The organism is Pantoea sp. UYEF8 (genome assembly GCF_040546285.1).
Classification (GTDB): domain Bacteria; phylum Pseudomonadota; class Gammaproteobacteria; order Enterobacterales; family Enterobacteriaceae; genus Pantoea; species Pantoea brenneri.
This window is the reverse complement of record NZ_JBEPNM010000002.1, coordinates 455,747-477,273: the sequence shown is the minus strand read 5'-3', so window position 1 is coordinate 477,273 and position 21,527 is coordinate 455,747. Positions and strand designations below refer to the sequence as shown.

Genomic DNA, 21,527 nt, shown 5'->3' with positions numbered 1-21,527 from the left:
CTTTTCTTCCCGCCTGTTTATGAATTGTTGTACCATCCCGCAGATTTCCCCCCTATGATATTGATTCAGGTAAGAAAGCGCGAAGGGTCAAGGAGCAGGAGTATGAAATTCAAGGGCGCATTACTGCTGTGCTTACTGCTGGTGGGGTGCGATAAACCCAACGATACACAGTTGGTGACGGAAACCGGGCGTGAGCTACAGCGCACGATTGATACCAGCCCGATGCGCAGCACCTGTGAAAATATCGCTAAAGGGCGTGAATGGCTGAGCCGCAATACGGTGCGGAAGCTGGAAGCGAAGGGCTGTGAGCAGGTGTTCCGCAGCGCCACCGAGACCAATTTCATTGAAACCACCATATCCCGGCGCACCATGACGATGGTCTGTGGCAGCATTCAGGGTAAAAGTTTTACCGGCACTGAACTGACCCGCCGTTTTATCTTCTCGCCGGATGAAAAAGCGCTGGTGATCGAACCGATGACCGAGGTGGATAAAACCCGCTTTGAGGGTCATAAAACGCTGCAACAGTTACAGGATGACTTTAACCGGCAACAGCAGCAATACTGCCAGTAATCAGCCGGGTACCGCCTGTTGCAACTGGGCCAGCGAACAGCGCAGCCGCCAGATAATACCGGCCAGTTCACTGGCCTCATTACTGCCCAGCGCCAGCAATGTGGCGATCATCCTCTCCAGCTCCGCCAGGATCTGGTCCAGCGAACTGTGCTGCACGCCGCGACTGCTGATAATCCGCTGTAAATTCTGCAGACTGCTGTCGCGCACCTCCATCAGCGTGGCGGAGTCCGCCTGCCACTGCCGTAACTGCCAGACGATATGCGAGCAGTTAAGTAACACCACTCCCCAGCGCAATAACCAGACGCGCGCCTGCTCATCCCGGCTGTGACTGAGCTGGCTGATGCGATGATAAATCTGCGATTCAAACCGGCTTTCACTCAGCCGTGGACGCCGTCTGAGCTGGTCGAGAAACGCCAGCCGCAGCGCCCGGATATGACGCCGGCTGCGACGGGCATCTGAACTGGGGCGCAGCACCTGAAACGCCAGCCAGGCCAGCAACACCCCGCATACTTTGGCGATATTATCGTTAAAGAAGTCCTGATAATCCCAGGTCGGCGGGTTAGTGACGGCGATGAACGAGCCCATAAACACGATAAATTGCCCCCACATTCCCGCCCGCTGCTTTTGCTGTAGCTTGAACAGCTGTAGCGTCACCAGCAGCGGGAACAGCAGCAGCAAAAACTGCCACAGCTGACTGATCTGCACCATCAGACCGAACTTCATGACAAAGCTGAATGCAAACAGCCAGAGCAGGGTTTTCAGCAGCAGGGTAACGCTGCCGCCCGGTGAAGGCGAAGAGGCATACAGCACGCAGGCGATGGCGGTTAAGGTCAGCGCCGCTGCGCCGGAGGACCATTGGGTATTGATCCAGAACGCGCAGCCGAGCACGATGACGCTAAAGGTGCGCAGCGCGCTCCAGCCCGCTTCGGCGCTGTCGCTATCGCGCGCCAGTGCGGGAACCGGTGGCGGCTGGAAGCGGGTATCGGCGTCGGCCCGATCCAGCAGCCTGATCCAGCGCAGCACGTTGAGATACATCCAGCAGAAGTAGCGCAGCCGCTGACAGAAGGCGCGTTGGCGGTAGTCGCCATCAGCAGCCGGCGTGACGCTACGCAGGATGCGTGCCAGCTGGTATTTATCACATTCCGGTTTACCCAGCTCCGCCAGCAGCTGTTGCAGCGCAGCAAACAGCGCGTCGGGCGCGTCGGGCCAGTTCAGCAACATGCGGCGCAGACTGGAAAGCACGCTGGTAAGCCGCAACTGCTGGTGCAGCACATAGTTGAGCACGTTGTTTTGCCGGCGAAAGCGGTAGTGACTCCAGAACGCCTGAATCCGCAGCAGGTTCATGGTCAGAATCTGGCTGATAACGTTCTCGTGCGCGGTACGAATGTTATCGCTGACCGACGGCTGCAGCAGCAAAACCGCATGTTCCAGCAGCCGCGCATGCATCTGCTTCAGCGAGGTGATTAAGGTCTCGCCATCCGAGGTGCTCGGCAGCACCATCATCATAAAGCCGGCACATAAAATACCGGATATCACTTCACAAACCCGCGCCTGGGCAATGGTCCACAAATCGGTGATATCGGTAATGTTAACGCTGCTGAAGGCGATAATGGCGGCGGTATAACCAGCGAGCGAAAAGGCGTAGGCGACGTTGTTCTGATAATGATTGGCGACGCCGGTACACAACCCCAGCCAGCCAGCAATCGCAAAGGTAAACAGCCAGGGTTCATTCAGGGTATGCCCGGCGATCAGCAGGGCGGCGCTGGCCCCAAGCAGGCTGCCAGCAATCCGGCCCAGACTCTTACTGATGGCGCCGCCGACGGTAGGAAAGCTGATCACCGCCGCTGAGGTCATCGCCCAGTAAGGCTCATCCAGATCCAGTCCATAGGCGATGCTGAGCGCCAGACACATAGCAATGGCGTTGCGCAACGCATAGCGCCACTGATTAGCGTTAGCCTTAATCCACGGCAACTGATCCCATGCCAGCCACTGAAAATTCATGGCTGAATAGTGATAGTGCAGGTGGTTCCCGCCACCAGTGGCACATCCGCTGGCAGCGGATCGAGATGAATCCGCACCGGCACCCGTTGCGCCAGCCGTACCCAGGGCACGTTGGGTTTGACGTCCGGCACCAGGCCGCTGTCCGTCTCAATACTCTGGTCGTAGATGGCGCGACCAATACTGTCGACCTGACCCTGGAGCCGTGCGCCATTGCTATACAGCACCACCTGGGCCGCCGCACCCGGACGAATGTGGCGCAGTTTGGTTTCTTCGAAATAGCCCACCACGTAATAAGAGTGGCTATCCACCAGCGCAAACAGTGGGCTGCCCGCGGTGGCATAGTTGCCGGGCCGCAGGGTGAGATTGGTGATCCAGCCGTCAGTCGGCGCGGTGATAGTGGTCTGTTGCAGATTCCAGCGTGCCCGATCCAGCTCTGACTGGGCGGCTTTGGCGCTGGCCGCGGCGGCATTGGCTGCCAGCCGTGCGGCATCGAGATCTTCGGCTGAGATCACATTGCGCGGCAGGCGGCTACGCCGGTTAAATTCGTGCTGCGCCCGGGCCAGATCGGCCTGCGTTTTGCTGAGCTGGGCATCGGCGTTGTCGAGCGCAATCTGCCACGGCACCGGATCGAGCGTCAGCAATAGCTGACCGCGGTGAACGAACTGATTGTCTTTCACCTGCAGTTGCGTAATGCGGCCGGAGACCTGAGGCGTAATATCGACCAGTTCGGCGCGCACTTTGCCGTCGCGGGTCCAGGGCGACTGCATATAGTAGTTCCACATCCAGCCGGCGGCCAGCAGCGCCAGCGCAAACACAATCAGGGTTGAAAAGTATTTTACCGCGTTGAATTTCATACGATTATCCGTGACCGATGAGCCAGAGTGCAGCGGTAACGCACAGCACAAACAGGGAGAGATCAAACAAGGTGGGATGCCAGATATCACCAGAATAGATCCAGCCGCGCACCAGCGGGTGAATCAGCAGCCAGACCAGGAAGCCGAGTATCACCGCTTTGAAGATCGGCGGGAAAAACAGCGAGGCGCCTACCACCAGATCAGTCAGCGGTTTGGCACTGGAGAAGACGTTGGTGAGCACGTTTCAATATCCTTAAGTAACCCGAGCGGCAGTCTGAAGGGGATGCCGCGCAATGGCGCGCTGGCCCGGGATTTGTAATTTGTCCTGTAAACTCGCAGAATAGTGTAAAATCTGGCTTGATAGCTAGCAAGCTAATTATAAGGAGATGAAATGGATACGCCCCTCGGAACGGATTTATCTCGACTGGTGCGCATCTGGCGCGCGTTGATTGATCAGCGATTAAAACCGCTTGAGCTGACTCAGACTCACTGGGTAACGCTGCACAATATTCATCAACTGCCGCCAGAGCAGTCACAGATTCAGTTAGCCAAAGCCATCGGCATCGAACAACCTTCACTGGTGCGTACGCTGGACCAGCTGGAGGAGAAGGGACTGATTACCCGTTCGACCTGCGCCAACGATCGTCGCGCCAAGCGCATCAAGCTGACGCAACAGGCGGAGCCGATTATCGCACAGGTTGAGAGCGTGATTGATGCTACGCGGGATGACATCTTATCTGGCATCAGCCGTGAAGAGATCAATCAGATGGTGACGCTGATTGCCCGGCTTGAAAAAAACATTCTCGAATTACAGCATCGCGAGAAATAAAAAAACCGACGCCCAGGCGTCGGTTTTTTCTGCATCATGCAGATTAGCGAGGTGAAACTGTCACCTGGCTGCCATTCGACGCCATCACGACACGCTGACCCACAGAGTAGCGCGTTGCGGCTTGCTTCTGCACTACCATGATAGTGTTGCCATCATCCTTACGGATTTCCAGCTCGACACCATCAGTTTTGTTCACTGCGCCCTGTACGCCCTGACCGGCAACGCCGCCCAGTACTGCACCGCCGGCTGTTGCCAGGCTCCGGCCGCTGCCACCGCCAATGGTATTACCCAGGAAGCCACCGAGCACGGCACCGCCGATAGCGCCAATCACATTACTCTCATCACCGCCCTGAATTTTCACCGGACGAACCGAGACTAGTGTGCCGTAAGAGACGCTCTGCACCTGTTTAGCTTCACTGGCGCTGTAGGTATCACCCGACAGCGTACTCGTGTTGCTACAACCTGCCAGCATCATACCGGTCAAAGCGACCACAACTACACGCTTAATCATTTGAAACTCCTTTAGTCGAGAAGGCGCCACGTTTATCGCGATATCCTGCACACAGTATAAGACACAAACCTGGCAAATTAATCCTTGTCCGAATAAAACACGGTGGGACGAAGCATAGACTGCGCAAGGTTAACAATAATTCAATCGGCAGAAAAAAAAGTGTCCCATTGCGTTATCTGTGCGCTATCTCTGAGAAAAAAACAAATTAATCATAGAATTAGCCCACGTAATTTGTCAGGCTAATCGCAGATGAATCGCACACCCAGCGGGGAAAAATCAATGGCTATGAAATCAGGACGTTATATTGGTGTGATGTCAGGTACCAGCCTGGATGGGGTGGATGTGGTACTGGCGGCGATTGATGAGAATCTGGTGGCGCAGCAGGCCAGCTATTGCCATCCGATGCCACCCGAGTTACGTCAGGCTATTCTGGCGGTTTGCCAGGGCCAGAGCCTGACGCTCTCACAGCTGGGCCAGCTGGATACCCGTCTGGGCCAGCTGTTTGCTGAGGCGGTGCTGACGCTCATGAAACGCGAATCGCTGGAGGCGAGCGACGTGGTAGCGATCGGCTGTCACGGGCAAACCGTCTGGCATGAGCCGCAAAGCGACGCCCCGAACACCCTGCAGATTGGCGATAATAACCAGATTGTCGCGGCGACCGGCATTACCGTGGTCGGGGATTTCCGCCGCCGCGATATGGCGCTCGGCGGGCAGGGTGCACCGCTGGTACCGGCCTTCCACCAGGCGCTCTTAATGGATGCCACGGAGCGTCGCATGGTGCTGAACATCGGCGGCATTGCCAACCTCTCGCTGCTGTTTCCGGGTCAGCCGGTGCGCGGTTTTGACACCGGACCGGGCAACATGCTGCTGGATGCGTGGATCTGGCGCAATCAGGGCAAAGCCTACGACAAAGATGCCCAGTGGGCACGCAGCGGCACGCTGATCCCGGCGCTGCTGGAGGCACTGCTGCGTGAGCCATGGTTTTCGCTGCCGCCGCCGAAAAGCACCGGCCGTGAACATTTTAATCTCGGCTGGCTGGAGCAGCATCTGCGCCATTTCCCGGGACTGGCACCGCAGGACGTGCAGGCGACTCTGGTGGAACTCACCGCCATCACCATCACTCAGCAGGTGCAGCTCAACGATGGCTGCGATCGCCTGCTGGTGTGTGGCGGGGGCAGCCGCAATCCGTTGCTGATGGCGCGTCTGGCGACGCATCTGCCGGGCACGGAAGTGACCACCACCGATGCTGCGGGCATCAGTGGCGATGATATGGAAGCGCTGGCGTTCGCCTGGCTGGCCTTTCGCACGCTTTCCGGCTTGCCGGGCAACCTGCCAGCCGTGACAGGCGCGCGCGAAAAGAGCGTGCTTGGTGCGATTTATCCGGCTAATGCGCTTTACCGCCGCTGAGGCGGGAACGAATGAAACAGGGGCCGGGGGCCCCTGTGATTTTTGACGGGATCGGTCGGTATCAGGCTGCGCCAGAAAGATGGGTCAGATTGCGCACCCCGGTAATCACCGTAGCGACCATGGTTTCACGGCGGGTAATGACTTCAACCTGGTAAAACCGGCTGCGATAGGCGATGGAATAGATGATGGGATGGTATTTGTTGCCTTCACCGTAGCGCGAGTAGTGCGCTTCAAGCGCGCGAGTCGCGGCCAGGATATGGGCGGGTTCTTTATCACCGCGGATGATTTGCTTCATTCAGTTCCTCAAATGCTGTCCCTGGGAGTCACGTCGCAAGCATGGCGCGCTGCGTCGGCCTAAACACTGAACATCTGACTGCTAAACATCGATGATAATAACGAAATAATAATAGCTGACTGTGCAGCGGTGAGATGACAGTGAGATGAAGATCATCACCCGGTGCTGCTTATTTTTTAGCAGCACCAGGGCGATCCGGCAAGGCGGGGGAGATCAGATTCGTCTAAATCGCAGGGCGCGAGACTCTGTTTAGCGCTGGCTTTGGTTGTGGTTTCAGCTCTGGCTCAGTTCGGGCCAGGCAACCGGCGCGATGCCATTGAGTTTAGGTTTCGCGAACAGAAAGCCCTGGAACTGCGAAACACCCGCCGCTTCCAGCCACATCCACTCTTCTGGCTGTTCAATGCCTTCCGCAATAACCGAGATTTCCAGTGAGGAGCAGCATTTCAGAATGGCGTGAATGATCGCCTGTTTCGGGCCGCTCTTATGTACGCCACTGATGATGTTGCGGTCGATCTTAATCTTATCGGGCTGGATCCGGGTCAGTAGCGACAGGCCGGCAAAACCGGCACCGAAATCATCAAGCGCCAGGCTGATACCGGCTGCTTTTAATTGCTTGATCGCGGCTTCGAACTCATCAAGCCGTGAGATTACTTCGTTTTCCGTAAATTCTACCATGATCTGCTCAGGTACCAGCCCCTGCGCTGCAATCTCATTCAGCAGGAACGGCACCGCGTCAGGCACCTCGACCAGTGACATCGGCAACAGATTAATCGACAGCGTCAGGCCTTCAATGCCCAGCTGCTTTGCCTGAGCAAAGGCGATCTTTTTAGATCGGATATCGGTGAGATAAACCTCGTCGCGTGACAGTCGGGAGAAATAGTCGAGCGGCAGTTCACCCTGCGGGCCGCGCAGCAACGCTTCCAGCGACACAATCTCACAGGCGAAGGGATCGACAATCGGCTGAAAGGCAAAACTGACCTCATCAGAGGCCAGCAGCGCCGCTTCACCGTCGCGCCCGGCGGATTCATCGTGGATAAAGGTCCAGCTGCTGGCGTCAGGGATCTCGAAATAGTTCTCTTTTTCGCGGGCTTCGACAAAGGTCCGCAGGAACTGCAGGCCGCGATCGGCATAGGTGAGCTGGAATTTGGTGGTGCATTTTGCCAGCACTGCCTCCAGCACCGTCTCTTTGTCATGTTGTCGCAGGTCGAACAGCTCCATGCCGACATTGCCGAACCGGCGTAATGGCGCATAATCGCGCATTAGTTCCACCAGATTATGATGACGCGGGTCCTGACAAATCCGGCTGTATATCGACTTTACCGCCTGTTCCGGGCCTTCCAGCACCTGAAAAAAGTGGGTGCCATTAAACAGCAGGATGCCGGTAATGCTGGATGATTCATTGATCTTGTTAGCTTTTACCGCCAAATCAAACAGTGATTTAACCGGAACATGCCCGGCGATATGGCTGCGGTAAATGATTGTCGACAACATAAAGGCTTCCGGATTTTTTGCTTTTGTCCGCACACATTACCAGAAGCTTTATCAGCGGTGAACGAGGCCTGGCTGCCTTTATTATTCCCGCCGTGATTTAGCCGTCGGCGGGCAGCACCGAATCAGCCACGCCGAGTGCGCGCTGCAGGAAAACGGTATCAAGCCAGCGGCCATGTTTGAAGCCGACCGACCTGAGTGTGCCGACCATTTCAAAGCCTGCCGCACAGTGCAGTGCGACCGACGCGCGGTTATCGCTATCACCGACGTTGGCAATCAGCTGTCGGTATCCCGCCTGTTCTGCCCAGCTAATGGCATGGCGCAGCAAACGCGAGCCGACGCCGCGCTGACGAAACTGCGGATCGATATAAATTGAGTCTTCGAGGGTATAACGGTAGGCGTGGCGCGGACGATAGGGCGCCAGATAGCAAAAGCCGAGAACTGCGCCGTCACCGACGGCAATAAACCACGGCAGGCCCGCCTGTTTAATCTTGTTCAGACGCTCACCGATCTCCGCCTCATCCGGCGGCACGGTTTCAAAGGAACCGGTACCGTTAAGCACATGCCAGGCATAAATCTGCTGAATCGCCGCAATATGACGCTCATCCGCCTCAAAAATTTCCATCTCCTGCCTCTTCGCTATTCTTTCCCAGGTGCGCTCAGTGAAAACCACCATAAGGCGCGCGCTTTCCCGGCGCAATATGCGCAGACCGAAGCATAAGTATTTCCTCTGATGGCCCCGCCAGCACTGTTAAGCGGGCAGGACTGAGATTATTTGCTCTGTTCAGTCCGGCTGATTATTCGCCATTAAGCCTATTCTGAAAACCGCGCGACCTTAATGATCCGCGCTGCGCTTACGGCTATTATCCTTCGCCAGGTCTCTGTTTAATAAAAAAGCAGAGCGGATGAAATTCGCCAGGGGAGACGCAGCGTGATGCGATTTGTTGATTTTCTTAATAGTAAGCAGGGGCTTCGTGAAGCAAGAAAACACTGCTTTGAATTAAATGGTGTGGTATTAGGCCATTTCACTGCGCTGTTTCTGCATGACAATCAGGTTATTTTCACCAAAGATGGCAAGCAGTGCGCCGTGCCTTATTATCTTGGGCCGGAACAGGAGCTGTTAAACCAGACGATAAATCCGAGAATTAAAAATATTCGTGTTATCTGACCTGTCAGCCTGCCCAGCCGTAATAGTCCTTCCGACGCAGAGCGAGTTTATTTGCCGCTGATACTGCCAGCGGCATAAATAGCCGGCTGGTTTAAAAGAGTCGGCTGAGAAAAAATGAACTTCGCCCCAGACGTGCTGCCGAAACAGAACAGAGTTTCTCTGTAACGAACTTTTACCCGCAGCGTGCGGGTTTTTTTTTGCTCTCACTTCGTGTGGCTTCTTGCGGGGCAAAAAACAGCAGCAGTAACGCGCTGGCGGCAAACAGCAGCAGGGCAATAACGGCACCCGCCGCGGCGTAGAGTTGACCAAACAGCAGCGATCCAATCACCTGACCGACAGCCAGCATGAAAAACAGGATACCGACGCCGGTAGCCGGCGTTTCTTCGGTCGCCTGCGCGCCCCATACCAGCAGCACGCCTGACAGCGTGACATAACCTGCACCGCAGCAGGCCACCGCAATCAGCAAGCCTGCTGAATAACCGTGGCTGAAGGCGATCATCAGCAGCGGCAGCGCCATGCCCAACAGTGACAGCCGGTAAACGGCGTTCATGCCGATGCGGGCCGCGACCGGTCCGGTCGCCGCGCCGGCAATCCCCGCACCGCCTGCCACCAGCCACAGCAGGCTGGTGGCAGCGGGATCGAGGCCGACATGCTGCCGCAGCAGGGCGGAGCCAAAGCTCCACCAGGCGGCGCTCGTCAGGCCTGAAACGAAGGCGATGGCGATCAGGCGCGCCATTGAACGGCGAAACAGTTGCTGATGCCACGGCTGGCGGCAACGGTGATCGACTTCAGTGTCACCGGGTAAAACCCGCATCACCGGCACGATACAGCTCAGCGCCAGCAGCGCGAACAGCAGGCAGGCGGCCCGCCAGCCACCCGGTAAAAGGTTCAGTATGGGCACCGTCAGGATAATTCCGGCGCTGGTGCCCGCATTAATCAGGGTATTAACCGGCGACTGCCGGGCGGCGCTCAGCCGCTGACTGACGGCGGCGGCCAGCGCCGGAGACGCCAGGCCGGAACTCAGGCCGGCAATAAACAGGCCCGCCGCCAGCCACAGCGGCGAAGTGGCACAGGCGAGCAGTACCAGACCGCTCGCCGCGCAGAGTGACGCCAGCAGCGCGACGCGACGCGCGCCAAACCGCTGCGCCAGCGAGGCGGCGGCCAGAATAGTCAGGCAGTAAGCGACAAAGCTGCAGGCGGAGAGCAGACCCGCCAGCTGCGGGCTGAACGGAATATCAGCCGAAATAGCCGGCAGCATCAGCCCCCATGAAAATCTCGCCATGCCATAAGTCACCGCAATCAGGCTAAATCCGGTCAGCGCCAGCGCGCCCGGCGATCTCATTGCGCTGCACCGTGCTGTTGCAGCAGCTGACTGGCGACCGTACCGGCCTGCTGAGCCGCGGCGGGACCGATCACCAGCGCCGAGGTAATTGCACCTTCAAACAGCATCCAGATGGCGTCGCTCAACAGCGGCTGTTCTTCTCCCCGCGCGACGGTGACGCAGTCGCTAATGTAACGACGCAGCGTGGCGCGAAAGGCCAGCGCCTGGGCAGCCAGCGCCGCATCCCGCTCGGCATACTCGCCCCAGGCTTTAAGAAAAAAGCAGCCTTTTGCCCCGTTCGCCTGTGTCCACTCGCCCAGAACCTGAAACAGACGGGCAATCGCTTCAGGCTGTTGTGGCATCCACAGGTCCGCCATAAAACGCTGCTCACGGGCATCCATCACCGCAGCGGTCAGCGCTTCCCGCGAACTAAAGTGATGATAAAGCGTGCGCGTCGAGACACCTGCCGCGCGGCATATCTGGTCGGTACTGGTGGCGTGAAAGCCGCTGGCATAGAACAAGCGCTCGGCCGCCTGAATAATATCGTTTCTTTTTTTCATAGTTTAAAAGTAAACCGATCGTTTTACTTTTTCAAGGCGAGAACGGATTTATCGCGTCCGCCTTAACTGATTAACCGCTAAGCCAGACGGCACTGCCGCTGAGTCTGATTAAGGCCAGCAGTTGAATGACTGGATGATTTTGCTTCAGTTCATCAATGCTCATAATTACCAGCCAGAGGCACGCTTTTTACCACAGCTGATTTAATCAAATTGATCTCTTCCACTGCATTGCTGAACAAGTCGTTGTTTTTAATATTTTGATTTTAAAGGATTATTTTATCATTGGCTATCGATTAAAATCATTAGCATGCTGAATGAAACTGGCGACGGTGGGGCATAGAGGGAATTAACTCTTACTGGAGGACTAAAGCGACTCAGGCGTCTGAAAACGGCTAAATCCCAAAGTCAGTTTAACCGGTACAATAAAGTGGTTTTAAGCATAACTCTCAGTTAGTTTAATAAAGCTTCAGATAAAAACATAAGCCCTTACGAATTTTGTCGGTTTTTTTAAGATACATACAGCAACTATTAGGATGAATACCATGCTCAAAGCCAGTTATTATTATCTGTGCCCACGTCCCATGGGTGGATGGATTTTACACAAAGAAGGTTGCGTTAATCTGTTAAAAAGCGATAAGCGCGTGTTTATAGGCTCGCTTTATACCCGTCAGCAGGCATTAACCGTTGCGAAAATACATCACGCTAATGCCACCATGTGTAGTGTTTGCCTGAATAATTTTATCTGCCCGACCACCAGCAGTACGGCAATTAAGCCGGCGCGTGCCGCTACGCCAACCCGTCATACACCCAGACATTAATCCCGCTGTCGCTGATTATTGACGGCCTGGACCCTGCAGATAATAAAAAGCGCGGTGAAGCGCGGCAGTGATAAAAGAAAAAGGGCAGCGTATTTACGCTGCCCTTTTGATTATCTCCGTCAGGATATCTGTCAGCTCATTAAGCCTGTTTTGGCTGACCATTTGACGCGGTAATACCGCCATCTACCGGCAGGTTGACCCCGGTAATATAAGCAGCATCCTCGCTGGCAATAAAGACAATCGCGCGGGCAATATCGTCCGCTTCCCCGGCGCGCCGTAACGGAATACGGTCGTAAAAGCGCTCCAGCAGTTCGGGGTTATCTTTCATATCTTCAGTCAAATCGGTAAAGGTGAAGCCCGGACAGATGGCGTTCACCCGCACGCCGTCAGCACCGTAATCCATCGCCAGCGCACGGGTGAAGTTAGTGATGGCGCCTTTAGCGGCGTTATAGATGCTCATGCCCCAGTCGCCGCCTAAGCCGGAAACGGAAGAGATGTTCACCACGTTACCTTTGCTGCGCAGCAGGGCGGGCATGAAGTAGTGTACGCCATGGAAAACCCCATCCAGGTCGGTTTTCATCAGCGTTTTCCAGTCATCAAGCTCGACCTCATGGATCCGGCCCTGCACGATCACCCCGGCGTTGTTGACCAGCACGTCAACCCGGCCATATTTATCCTGTACCGTTTCTGACAGTTGCTTCACCTGGTCAGCGTCAGAGACGTCACAGGCAGCGACCAGATGATCGCCCGCAGCCAGCCCGGCCAGGGTTTTTTCCAGTTTTTCGCGGGTTCTTCCCACCAGCACCACCGATGCGCCTTCTTCAGCAAAGCGTTTAGCCGCCGCTTCACCAATACCAGAACCGGCACCTGTCACAACCACAACCTTCTGCGTAAATCTCGACATTATGCCTCCTTGTCAGCATCAATATTGCGTGTTAATAACCGGTCAAGCCTGGCAGCCATGGTCAGAAACTCAAGCGCAGCGCGAAATGCGCTGCGCCTGGCTGCCTTGCTTAACGGCTAGGGACGTCTGAACAGGGCGAAGCTGCGTCCCTCCAGCTCGAAATCTTTCTCTTTGGTGATCACCAGACCGCGCTTCGCCGTGTCGCTGGTGGTCAGCTCCAGCACCCAGCCACCTTCACCAAACTGCGGAATACGGAACGGCACGTTGCCTTCAAATGGATTGAACAGCATCAGCACGTCGTGCCAGATGCCTTCCTCAGTCTGCAGATCCGGTCGCCCGATATAGACACCCAGCGTCGAACCTTCATCCCACTGTTCCGCCTGCTGGAAACCGCCACCGGCGTTGAACCACTTGATATCCATGCCGTCGCGCCAGTTTTCGCGCCGCAGCAGCGGCTGGTCAGCACGCAGCTTGAGGATCTGACGGGTAAATTCGCGCAGCGCCTCGGCGGATTCCGGCAGGTTATCCCAGTGCACCCAGGAGATCTCACTATCCTGACAGTAGCCGTTGTTGTTGCCCAACTGGCTCCGGCCAAACTCGTCACCCGCCAGCAGCATCGGGGTGCCATGTGAGAAGATCATCGTCGCGAGGAAGTTGCGTTTCTGACGCTCGCGCACCGCGTTAATGTTCTCATCATCGGTCGGGCCTTCCGCTCCGTAGTTGTAAGAACGGTTATCGTTGTGCCCGTCGTTGTTATCCTCGCCATTGTCATCGTTGTGCTTGTCGTTATACGACACCAGATCGTTGAGGGTGAAGCCATCGTGGGCAGTGATGAAGTTGACGCTGGCCCACGGACGACGGCCGCGCTGATCGTAAAGATCGCCCGAACCCAGCAGGCGAGCCGCAAAGTCGGTTGAGACGTTGTTGCCTTTCCAGTAATCGCGCACCGTGTCGCGGTACTGGTCGTTCCACTCCGCCCAGCCCGGCGGGAAGCCGCCAACCTGATAGCCGCCCGGACCAATATCCCACGGCTCACCAATCAGTTTTTTCTGCGACAGGACCGGGTCCTGCATCACTGCGTCAAAGAAGCCGCCGCGCGGATCGAACCCTTCAGGCTCACGGCCGAGAATGGTGCCGAGATCGAAGCGGAAACCGTCGATATGCATCGATTCAGACCAGTAACGCAGCGAATCCATTACCATCTGCAGCACCCGCGGATGCGAGGTATTAACCGTGTTGCCGGTACCGGTATCGTTGATGTAGTAACGATGCTGATCGGGCAGGGTACGGTAATAAGAGAAGTTATCGATGCCTTTAAACGACAGCGTTGGGCCCAGCTCGTTGCCCTCGGCGGTGTGGTTATACACCACGTCAAGGATCACCTCGATACCGGCATCGTGAAACGCCCGCACCATGTCACGGAAGCCCTGAATACCGCGCGGACCAAAGTAGCGCGTGGCGGGCGCAAAGAAGCCCAGCGTGTTGTAACCCCAGAAGTTTTTCAACCCTTTGTCCAGCAGATGCTGGTCATCCGGGAACCAGTGCACCGGCAACAGCTCAACCGAGGTAATCCCCAGACTTTTGATGTAGTCGACGGTAGATTTGTGGCTCATGCCGTCAAAGGTGCCGCGCAGTTCTGGTGGCAGCGCCGTATTGAGCTGGGTGAAACCCTTAACGTGGGTTTCATAAATCACCGTCTTCGGCCACGGCACGTTGGGACGGTTCTTGTCCTGCCAGTCGAACTCATCCGGATCGATGACCCGGCATTTTGGGGTAAACGGCGCGCTGTCACGGCTGTCAAAGGTCAGGTCTTTGTCTTCGTGATAAAGGTCATAGGCAAAGTGCGCCTCATTCCACTCAATATCGCCAGCCAGTTCACGGGCGTAGGGATCGAGCAGTAATTTATTCGGGTTAAAACGATGGCCATTTTCCGGGTCGTAAGGACCGTAGACGCGATAGCCATACAGCGCGCCCGGTTGCAGTCCTGGCACGTAGCCGTGCCACACTTCATGGGTAAACTCTGGCAGTTCCAGCCGGGCGATTTCAGTCTTGCCACTCGGATCATAAAGGCACAGCTCCACCCGCTCGGCATGCGCACTGAACAGAGCGAAGTTAACGCCCTGACCATCAAAATTTGCCCCAAGCAGATGGCTGTAGCCCGCCGTGATTTCAAAACGCTTACTGTTTGACATTTATGCCTCGTTATTCAATGACCAGATTGACGCGTTAAAAAAAACGTCCTGAAAGCGGACGATCACTGTGCCAGCAGCACTGCACACCAGCCTGATGCGATGCTATCCAGTTGCAGCTGTTCGCCAGGCGCAATCTCTTTCCCGCTCAGTACATCACGGTAGCGGCGCTGGCTGAGTGAAGGCGGCAGGGCGATCGCGGTAGCGGCCCAGCGGTCTGCCGGTGGCTGTTCGAGCGTCGCCGGCAGGTTGCTCAGCACCAGCCGCGGAACCACCACAATCAATGCCTGATCCGGTTCGCAACGGGCAAATGCCAGCAGCCGATCCTGATGCTCACCGTGCACCGGCAGCGGCAGATAGTCACCGTGGCGGAACAGCGACGGATGTTGCTGACGCACCGCCAGCAGGCGGGCAATGGCCTGCTGATTCACCTGACCGCGCAGCCAGTGGCCGTCGCCCTCGTCATGCTGCGGCTGGTCCAGCATTGCGGCCAGTGCAGCAAAGTCAGGCTCGCGCCGGTTATCCGGATCGACCAGGCTGAAGTCCAGCGCTTCACTGCCCTGGTAAATGTCCGGCACGCCTGGCGCGGTGAGTTTCACCACCGTCTGGGTCAGGCTGTTAACCAGTCCGGCACGCACAAACGGGCGCAGGGCGGAGCAGAAATCGCGCAGGAAGGTGATATTGGCCGGTGCCAGCAGATGACGGGCATAGTCGAGTACCGCCTGTTCGTAGGCATCGTTATTGTCTGCCCAGTCGGTGCGTAATTTGGCTTCGCGCAGCGCTTTCTCGACGTAAACCACAAAGCGCGCTTCCAGTGCCGCCAGACCGTCGGCGTCCTCTGGCTGCAGGGACGGCGGCCAGACACCGGCCAGCGCTTCATACAGCATCCACTCCACCGCCGGTTCCGGTGCCGGACCATCTTTCAACGCGATCACCTGCCCGTGATTCATCTCCCGCCAGCGGGCGACACATTCTGCCCAGCGGTCTGGCGCTTCGGTCAGGGTATACAAGCGGGCGCGGGCGTCTTCGCCGCGCTTGGTATCGTGGGTTGAGGTACCCGACAGCGCATCCGGCTGATGCTCACGTCGTGCCTGCATTTCGGCGTGGAACTGATCCGGCGAAAAGTGGCGCGCCAGCGGCTCGGCACCGACTTCGTTTAACGCCAGCGCCATGTGCTGACGGAAAAACAGCGTGTCTTCAACGGATTTCGCCATCAGTGGCCCGGTCAGCTGCTGAAAGCGGGTGCGGAACTGGCTGGCATCTTCAGCGGCAGCGGCTGCGACGTCGCCGCGCAGAATCCGGACCAGCAGGTCAAGTGCCTGCTCATCCGGTGCACTGGTGCTGGCTTTTACCTGGCTCACCACCTGTTGCAGCAGGGCGGTATCGGCCGGCGTCAGGCCCTGCGGCGTGCCGTAGGTGCGGTAGACCGGAAACGCCACCAGCAGCTCGCGCAGCGCATTTTTCAGTTTGGCTTCCGGCTGTGGCGCGCCATCGTGGCTGGCGATACCGAGAGCCAGTTGCAGCAGGCGGTTAAACTCGCCCGCGAAGTTGCGATTGGCCATCAGGAGTTTGGCGGCGCGCAGTTCGGCCTTCATGTCGACCGTTTTGCCAATCACCGCCTGATAAGCCTTACGCAGCGCACCAAGGTGATTACCGTCCACCAGCACGTTCGACAGCGCGGCCATAAATTCGTAACCGGTGGTGCCGGAGACCGGCCACGCATCCGGTAACTGCTCGTTCTCACCGAGGATCTTCTCGACCGTGAGGTAGCAATCAGGGCCTGCGGCCTGGCGTAACTGCTCAAGATAGCCACGCGGATCGGCCAGTCCATCGACGTGGTCGACGCGCAATCCCTGCACCGCGCCGCTGTGCACCAGTTCGAGGATCAGCTGGTGTGCAGCGTCGAACACGGCTTTATCTTCGACCCGCACGCCCACCAGCCCGGTCACTTCAAAGAAGCGGCGGTAGGAGAGGTCGTTGGGTGCATCACGCCACGACATCAGGCGCCACGGCTGCTGATCATGCAGCGCGGCAATCTGGTCCGGCTCGCGCAGGCCGAGCACCTCTTCCTCACGGCCCTGCCAGGTGTGTGGCGCCAGCGGGTAATAGTTATCGAAGTAGGCCAGCGCCGGTTTGCCGCTTTGCGGATCGCGCTGCACGCTGATCTCGCCGTTGGCCAGCACTGTCTCAAAGCTGTCGCCAAGGAACGGCAGCGTCAGGCGACGTGACCAGTCAATGTCAAAGTAGTGGGCATAACGGCTCTGCTCACCGTTCTCGATGACGTCGCGCCACCACGGATTCTCCAGCGAGGCCGCCATATGGTTGGGGACGATATCGAGGATCAGCCCGAGTCCGGCCGCTTTCAGCGCCGCAGCCATGCGGTCAAAACCTGCACGACCACCAATCGACGGTTCGATCTGGTTAACGTCGGTGACGTCATAACCGTGGGTCGATTCCGCAGTAGCACTGAAGATCGGCGAAGCGTAAAGGTGGCTGATACCGAGTTGCTTCAGGTAAGGCACCAGCGCCGCAGCACGATCAAAGGTCATGCCGTTGCGGAACTGAATACGGTAGGTGGCGGTTGGGATGTTCATTGTGCGGCTCCTTTATCCAGACGAACCACGATCGCCTCCGGTGCCAGTTCGGGGGTCTGCTGCGGCCAGGCAAACAGGGTCTCGCCCGGCAGATCGGCGATCGGTTGCGGCTGGTCGCCGACGTTCAGCGCCAGTGACAGCGTGCCCTGCGGGAAGTCCCAGCGCACTGCCAGGAAACCGGGCGCGGTATTCACCACCCGACCACAGTGGCCGCCGGCGGTGTGCAGCAGCGGCACAATGTGTTGCTGGCGCAGCTGTAGCAGTCTGCGCGTCAGCGCCAGCCACTGCTGGCCTTCCGGCGTTTGCGGCTTATCCCAGTTCAGCTTCGAACGTTCAAAGGTCTGTGGATCGTTCGGGTCCGGCACGCTTTCACCTTCGTGACCGGCATGGCCTTCAAACTCTCGGGCGCGGCCTTCACGCACCGCTTTGGCCAGGTCGCCATGGAAATCGGTGAAGAACAGGAACGGCTGGGTTTCGCCATACTCTTCGCCCATAAACAGCAGCGGGATGTGCGGCGACAGCAGTAAGGTAGCCAGCAACAGCTGGGTACGTTCCACGCCGGCCAGGCTCACCAGCCTTTCGCCCTGGGCCCGGTTACCCACCTGGTCATGGTTCTGGATGAAATCGACAAAGGCCACCGGCGGCTGACCGCGGCTGTCAACACCGCGCGGCTCGCCAGACTGCTGCGATACCTCACCCTGATAAACGAAGCCTTCCGCCAGCGCCCGGGCAACCCGTTGTTCCGGTCGATCGGCGAAGTCCTGGTAATAGGCATGGTTTTCGCCGGTCGCCAGCACGTGGACCGCGTTGTGGAAGTCATCATTCCATTCGCCGGTAAACAGCGTTGCCTGACCTTTTTCATCGCGCGGATGCAGAAAGGTGACGTTACGGCAATCTTCGGTGGTGAGATGAATAGGTCGATCGGTAATTTCAGCCCGGATGCGCTCCGCAATCTCAATCAGCACATGTTTATCGGCCGGGTCTTCAATCTGATCAATGGCATCAAAGCGCAGGCCATCGAGATTAAACTCCTGCAGCCAGTAGAGCGGCGCTTCGGTGATGTAACGGCGCACCGCGTCAACGTCATAAGCGATACCCGCGCCCCACGGCGTCTGCCGTTCTTTATGGAAGAAGTCCGGCGACAGCAGCGGCAGATAGTTACCTTCCGGGCCAAAGTGGTTTAGCACGATATCCAGCACTACCGACAGGCCATGACCGTGCGCCGCGTCGACAAACGCTTTGAAATCATCGGGCGTGCCGTAGGCGGAATGCGGTGCATACAACAGTACGCCGTCGTAGCCCCAGCCGCGATTGCCACCAAACTGCGAAACCGGTAACACTTCAATCATGGTGATACCGTTTTCCGCCAGCCACGGCAGCTTTTCAATCGCGGCCTGAAAGGTGCCCTGTGGGGTAAAGGTGCCGATGTGCAATTCATACACCACCGATTCCTGCCATGGGCGGCCTTGCCAGTCGGTGTTTTGCCAGACGTAAGCCTCAGGATCGATCACCAGTGACGGACCGTTGACTTCACCTTTCTGGCCGCGGGAGGCGGGATCGGGCACTGCGGTGCCGTCCGCCAGCACAAAATCGTATTCGGCGCCGGGGGCGACGCCGCTCAGCTGGGTTTCGAACCAGCCGTCAGGCTGGCGGGTCATCTCGATATCTTTGCCGGATAACCGCAGGGTGACGCGTTGCTGGCCCGTTGCCCAGAGACGGAAACGGACCTCATCGCTGGACACCCGTTCGGCGCCCCAGCTTTTAAAAAATGATTTGGATTCCATTCAGTTGCCTCGTTTAAGCTGGAAATGCGCAATGATCGCCATCGCGCGGAAATGATGCCGATGATGCGAGCTTCAAAAACATAAACATGTCAGCGAGACCAGGATGCCAAATGGGTTGGCGCGTCTCTTCAGCCAGGATCCTGGACTGGTAAACAGTGTGATGCGGCGAAAAGCCGGTGATGAGACCGTTTCCACGCGGCATACGAAGAATAATCATAGACTAAGATGTCGCAATCGCGGGGCAGCGGACCATAGAGAGGCGGGAATTTGACTTAGTGGCGCGGATTCGCATCCTCGCCGCGGTCAGTCCGGGCGGAACGGCGGCAGAAAATCCTGCCGACGGCGGTCGATTGCGTATAAGCTGGATGACCTGCCAACGCAGGCGTGCCGGGCAATCCAGCAGCGCGAAATTATTTTTTCAAAAGGATGTTACGTGAGTAAGAAAGCCCTGTTTGTGGCGCTGATGATGCTGTTATCCGGCTGCTCTAATCGCGTCGGACATAATCTGGATACCGCGCGGTTGCAGCATATCCATCCCGGCCAGACTACGCAGGCACAGCTGATTTCGCTGTTTGGTCAGCCCGACAGCGAGACGCCGTATCCGGATGGACAGCGTCTGCTGAAGTGGACCTACAGTGAGGCGCGCACCCTTAACACCACCGAAGGGCAGACGCTGACGGTGCAGATGAAGAATGACAGGGTGCTGAACTTTGCCCTGAGCAAAAGCTGACGCCGCCGCGCCATTGCAGGGGGCGTGCGGCGGCGATCGGCTTACTGCGGGCCGTTCTGCTGCGCATCAGCGCTCGCAGCACGTGGCTGGGCCAGTCGGGCGAAATCCGAACCCGCCGGATGCTGATAAATCTGCAGATCAAAATAGCGGGCCATCGCGTAAATGTATTCAAAAATGGCTGACTGGGTATTCTCATAATCAGCCCAGAAAATAGAGGAGGTGAAGCAGTAGATCTCCACCGGCAAGCCATCCGGCGACGGCTTCAGCGGACGCACCACGATATACATCTCTTTCTTAATGTCCTCGCGCTGCGTCAGCCAGGCGGTCAGGAATTTACGGAACACCATCAGGTTGGTGATACCGTTCTCCATAAACCAGCGGTCGCCGACCGCGCTGATATCACGTCCATCCAGCAGTTCCGTAATCGATTCGCTGGCGATGCGGATCTGACTCATCGCCTGCAGCATCTCCTGATTCACAAAGGTGATCGACTTCTGATCAAGATAAAAGCTGCGCATGATCCGCCGTGCGCCTGAAGAGAACATCGCCTGCCAGTTGGTGTAGGTCTCGGTGAGGAAATTCTTGGTCGGAATGCGCGAGATGGTGTTATCCCAGTTGCGGATGGTGATGGTATGCAGCGCAATATCGATCACCTCGCCGCTGATATTTCTATCCGGCATCTCAATCCAGTCGCCCAGTTGCAGCACATCGTTGGAAGAGAGCTGAATATTCGCCACCAGCGACAGCAGCGTGTGCTGAAAGATCAGCATCAGTACCGCGGCAACCGCACCCAGCGAGGAGATAATAATCGCCGGTGACTTATTGGACATAATCGCCAGAATCATGATCGCGGCGATAATATGCACCAGAATTTTGCCAATCTGGATATAGCCCTTGATCGAGTGATTCTTACGCTTCGATTTGCGTGAATAGGAGTTGTTAACAATCTCCAGCACTTCATTGAAGAAGATCGATAGATAGACAAAAAACAGAATGCCGCAGATGGTCTGAATCGCCACTTTCAGATTATCAGGCAGGCCCGGCATAAACTGCAGGAAATTGTAGACCACAATCACCGGCACAAAATTCGACAGCTTCTGAGACAGGCGGACATCTTTATCCAGCGGAACGCCCTGTTTATGGCTGCTGAAAAAGACCTTTCTGATCACTTTGACCACGAAAAACTTACAGATTAAGTGAGCCACCATCCCGGCCATGATCAACAGGATCACGCTGAAGCTGGCCGACAGCACCGCATTTCCCTCAATAAAATCCATTAAACTATGAATGTAATGCATGTTAACCACGTGCTGAGCTAGATAAGGGGCGAATTCAACCACACTGCGGCGCGGGTTGTTGAGCGACGAATGCGTTTAGCGCGGCTGAGGCCCGGTTTTGCCGCCGCTTCGGCTGCGTCAACCCCGACCGACGGCAGAGGCGACTAAAACCAGGCCCATTTACCCGGTTATTTATCTTATCGCGAGCTCATCGCCTGCCGGCACTC

General features: G+C 57.0%; 20 protein-coding genes. 6 read left to right on the top strand and 14 right to left on the bottom strand.

The genetic code is table 11. The features are described from left to right. Window positions 1–102: 102 nt before the first annotated feature. On the top strand, window positions 103–570 hold the full coding sequence (locus ABIB18_RS05750; protein WP_031375723.1) for a hypothetical protein: 468 nt from the start codon (window positions 103–105) through the stop codon (window positions 568–570). Here the strand turns inward: ABIB18_RS05750 and ABIB18_RS05745 are convergent, their stop codons facing one another. The 3 genes from ABIB18_RS05745 to ABIB18_RS05735 are packed head-to-tail and all read right to left on the bottom strand — an operon-like array spanning window position 571 to window position 3,666. Next, window positions 571–2,571: an FUSC family protein gene (locus ABIB18_RS05745; protein WP_354473797.1), complete on the bottom strand. Its 2,001-nt coding sequence runs from the start codon at window positions 2,569–2,571 to the stop codon at window positions 571–573. Next, window positions 2,568–3,425 (bottom strand): efflux RND transporter periplasmic adaptor subunit, encoded by an 858-nt coding sequence (locus ABIB18_RS05740; RefSeq protein WP_354473795.1) that lies wholly within the window; start codon window positions 3,423–3,425, stop codon window positions 2,568–2,570. The genes ABIB18_RS05745 and ABIB18_RS05740 overlap by 4 nt, the downstream gene beginning before the upstream one ends. A gap of 4 nt (window positions 3,426–3,429) precedes the next feature. Beyond that, window positions 3,430–3,666, bottom strand: coding sequence for a DUF1656 domain-containing protein (locus ABIB18_RS05735; RefSeq protein ID WP_031375724.1), 237 nt, complete (start codon window positions 3,664–3,666; stop codon window positions 3,430–3,432). A 150-nt stretch (window positions 3,667–3,816) separates the two neighbouring features. Between ABIB18_RS05735 and slyA the strand changes: the two genes are divergently transcribed. Further along, on the top strand, window positions 3,817–4,254 hold the full coding sequence (gene slyA / locus ABIB18_RS05730) for a transcriptional regulator SlyA (protein ID WP_031375725.1): 438 nt from the start codon (window positions 3,817–3,819) through the stop codon (window positions 4,252–4,254). A 43-nt stretch (window positions 4,255–4,297) separates the two neighbouring features. Here slyA and slyB read toward each other — a convergent pair whose 3' ends face one another. Next, window positions 4,298–4,765 (bottom strand): outer membrane lipoprotein SlyB, encoded by a 468-nt coding sequence (slyB, locus tag ABIB18_RS05725; protein ID WP_031375726.1) that lies wholly within the window; start codon window positions 4,763–4,765, stop codon window positions 4,298–4,300. A gap of 285 nt (window positions 4,766–5,050) precedes the next feature. Here slyB and anmK point away from each other — a divergent pair, with 285 nt between their 5' ends. Then, window positions 5,051–6,172 carry an anhydro-N-acetylmuramic acid kinase gene (gene anmK / locus ABIB18_RS05720; RefSeq protein WP_354473844.1) on the top strand — a complete coding sequence of 374 codons (1,122 nt, stop codon included), beginning with the start codon at window positions 5,051–5,053 and terminating at the stop codon, window positions 6,170–6,172. A gap of 61 nt (window positions 6,173–6,233) precedes the next feature. On the opposite strand, the gene ABIB18_RS05715 is transcribed toward anmK, so the two are convergent. The 3 genes from ABIB18_RS05715 to ABIB18_RS05705 all read right to left on the bottom strand — a co-directional run bounded on the left by ABIB18_RS05715 (window position 6,234) and on the right by ABIB18_RS05705 (window position 8,580). Next, window positions 6,234–6,467: a DUF4060 family protein gene (locus tag ABIB18_RS05715; protein ID WP_046288354.1), complete on the bottom strand. Its 234-nt coding sequence runs from the start codon at window positions 6,465–6,467 to the stop codon at window positions 6,234–6,236. A 273-nt stretch (window positions 6,468–6,740) separates the two neighbouring features. Beyond that, window positions 6,741–7,958, bottom strand: a complete 1,218-nt coding sequence (locus tag ABIB18_RS05710) for a diguanylate phosphodiesterase (protein WP_354473794.1) — start codon at window positions 7,956–7,958, stop codon at window positions 6,741–6,743. Between the two features lie 97 nt (window positions 7,959–8,055). Continuing rightward, entirely contained in the window at window positions 8,056–8,580 is a 525-nt protein-coding gene (locus ABIB18_RS05705) for a GNAT family N-acetyltransferase (RefSeq protein WP_089561255.1), read from the bottom strand. Between the two features lie 309 nt (window positions 8,581–8,889). Between ABIB18_RS05705 and ABIB18_RS05700 the strand changes: the two genes are divergently transcribed. Continuing rightward, window positions 8,890–9,123, top strand: coding sequence for a hypothetical protein (locus ABIB18_RS05700; protein WP_069728235.1), 234 nt, complete (start codon window positions 8,890–8,892; stop codon window positions 9,121–9,123). A gap of 172 nt (window positions 9,124–9,295) precedes the next feature. Here ABIB18_RS05700 and ABIB18_RS05695 read toward each other — a convergent pair whose 3' ends face one another. After that, entirely contained in the window at window positions 9,296–10,465 is a 1,170-nt protein-coding gene (locus tag ABIB18_RS05695; RefSeq protein ID WP_354473793.1) for an MFS transporter, read from the bottom strand. Further along, window positions 10,462–11,004 (bottom strand): TetR/AcrR family transcriptional regulator, encoded by a 543-nt coding sequence (locus ABIB18_RS05690; protein ID WP_031377851.1) that lies wholly within the window; start codon window positions 11,002–11,004, stop codon window positions 10,462–10,464. The genes ABIB18_RS05695 and ABIB18_RS05690 overlap by 4 nt, the downstream gene beginning before the upstream one ends. A 542-nt stretch (window positions 11,005–11,546) precedes the next feature. Between ABIB18_RS05690 and ABIB18_RS05685 the strand changes: the two genes are divergently transcribed. After that, window positions 11,547–11,822 carry a hypothetical protein gene (locus ABIB18_RS05685; protein ID WP_031377850.1) on the top strand — a complete coding sequence of 92 codons (276 nt, stop codon included), beginning with the start codon at window positions 11,547–11,549 and terminating at the stop codon, window positions 11,820–11,822. 139 nt (window positions 11,823–11,961) lie between these two features. Here ABIB18_RS05685 and budC read toward each other — a convergent pair whose 3' ends face one another. From budC to treZ, 4 genes are all read right to left on the bottom strand, one after another. After that, on the bottom strand, window positions 11,962–12,726 hold the full coding sequence (gene budC, locus ABIB18_RS05680) for a meso-2,3-butanediol dehydrogenase (RefSeq protein ID WP_031377849.1): 765 nt from the start codon (window positions 12,724–12,726) through the stop codon (window positions 11,962–11,964). A gap of 116 nt (window positions 12,727–12,842) precedes the next feature. After that, window positions 12,843–14,918 carry a glycogen debranching protein GlgX gene (gene glgX, locus ABIB18_RS05675; protein ID WP_046288352.1) on the bottom strand — a complete coding sequence of 692 codons (2,076 nt, stop codon included), beginning with the start codon at window positions 14,916–14,918 and terminating at the stop codon, window positions 12,843–12,845. A 62-nt stretch (window positions 14,919–14,980) separates the two neighbouring features. After that, window positions 14,981–17,509, bottom strand: coding sequence for a malto-oligosyltrehalose synthase (gene treY / locus ABIB18_RS05670; protein WP_354473792.1), 2,529 nt, complete (start codon window positions 17,507–17,509; stop codon window positions 14,981–14,983). After that, window positions 17,506–19,293, bottom strand: a complete 1,788-nt coding sequence (gene treZ / locus ABIB18_RS05665; protein WP_089561258.1) for a malto-oligosyltrehalose trehalohydrolase — start codon at window positions 19,291–19,293, stop codon at window positions 17,506–17,508. The genes treY and treZ overlap by 4 nt, the downstream gene beginning before the upstream one ends. Before the next feature lie 463 nt (window positions 19,294–19,756). On the opposite strand from treZ, the gene ABIB18_RS05660 reads away from it, so the two are divergent. Beyond that, window positions 19,757–20,023, top strand: coding sequence for a hypothetical protein (locus ABIB18_RS05660; protein WP_089561265.1), 267 nt, complete (start codon window positions 19,757–19,759; stop codon window positions 20,021–20,023). 41 nt (window positions 20,024–20,064) lie between these two features. Here ABIB18_RS05660 and ABIB18_RS05655 read toward each other — a convergent pair whose 3' ends face one another. Then, window positions 20,065–21,321 carry a mechanosensitive ion channel family protein gene (locus tag ABIB18_RS05655; protein WP_031377386.1) on the bottom strand — a complete coding sequence of 419 codons (1,257 nt, stop codon included), beginning with the start codon at window positions 21,319–21,321 and terminating at the stop codon, window positions 20,065–20,067. Window positions 21,322–21,527 lie beyond the last annotated feature (206 nt).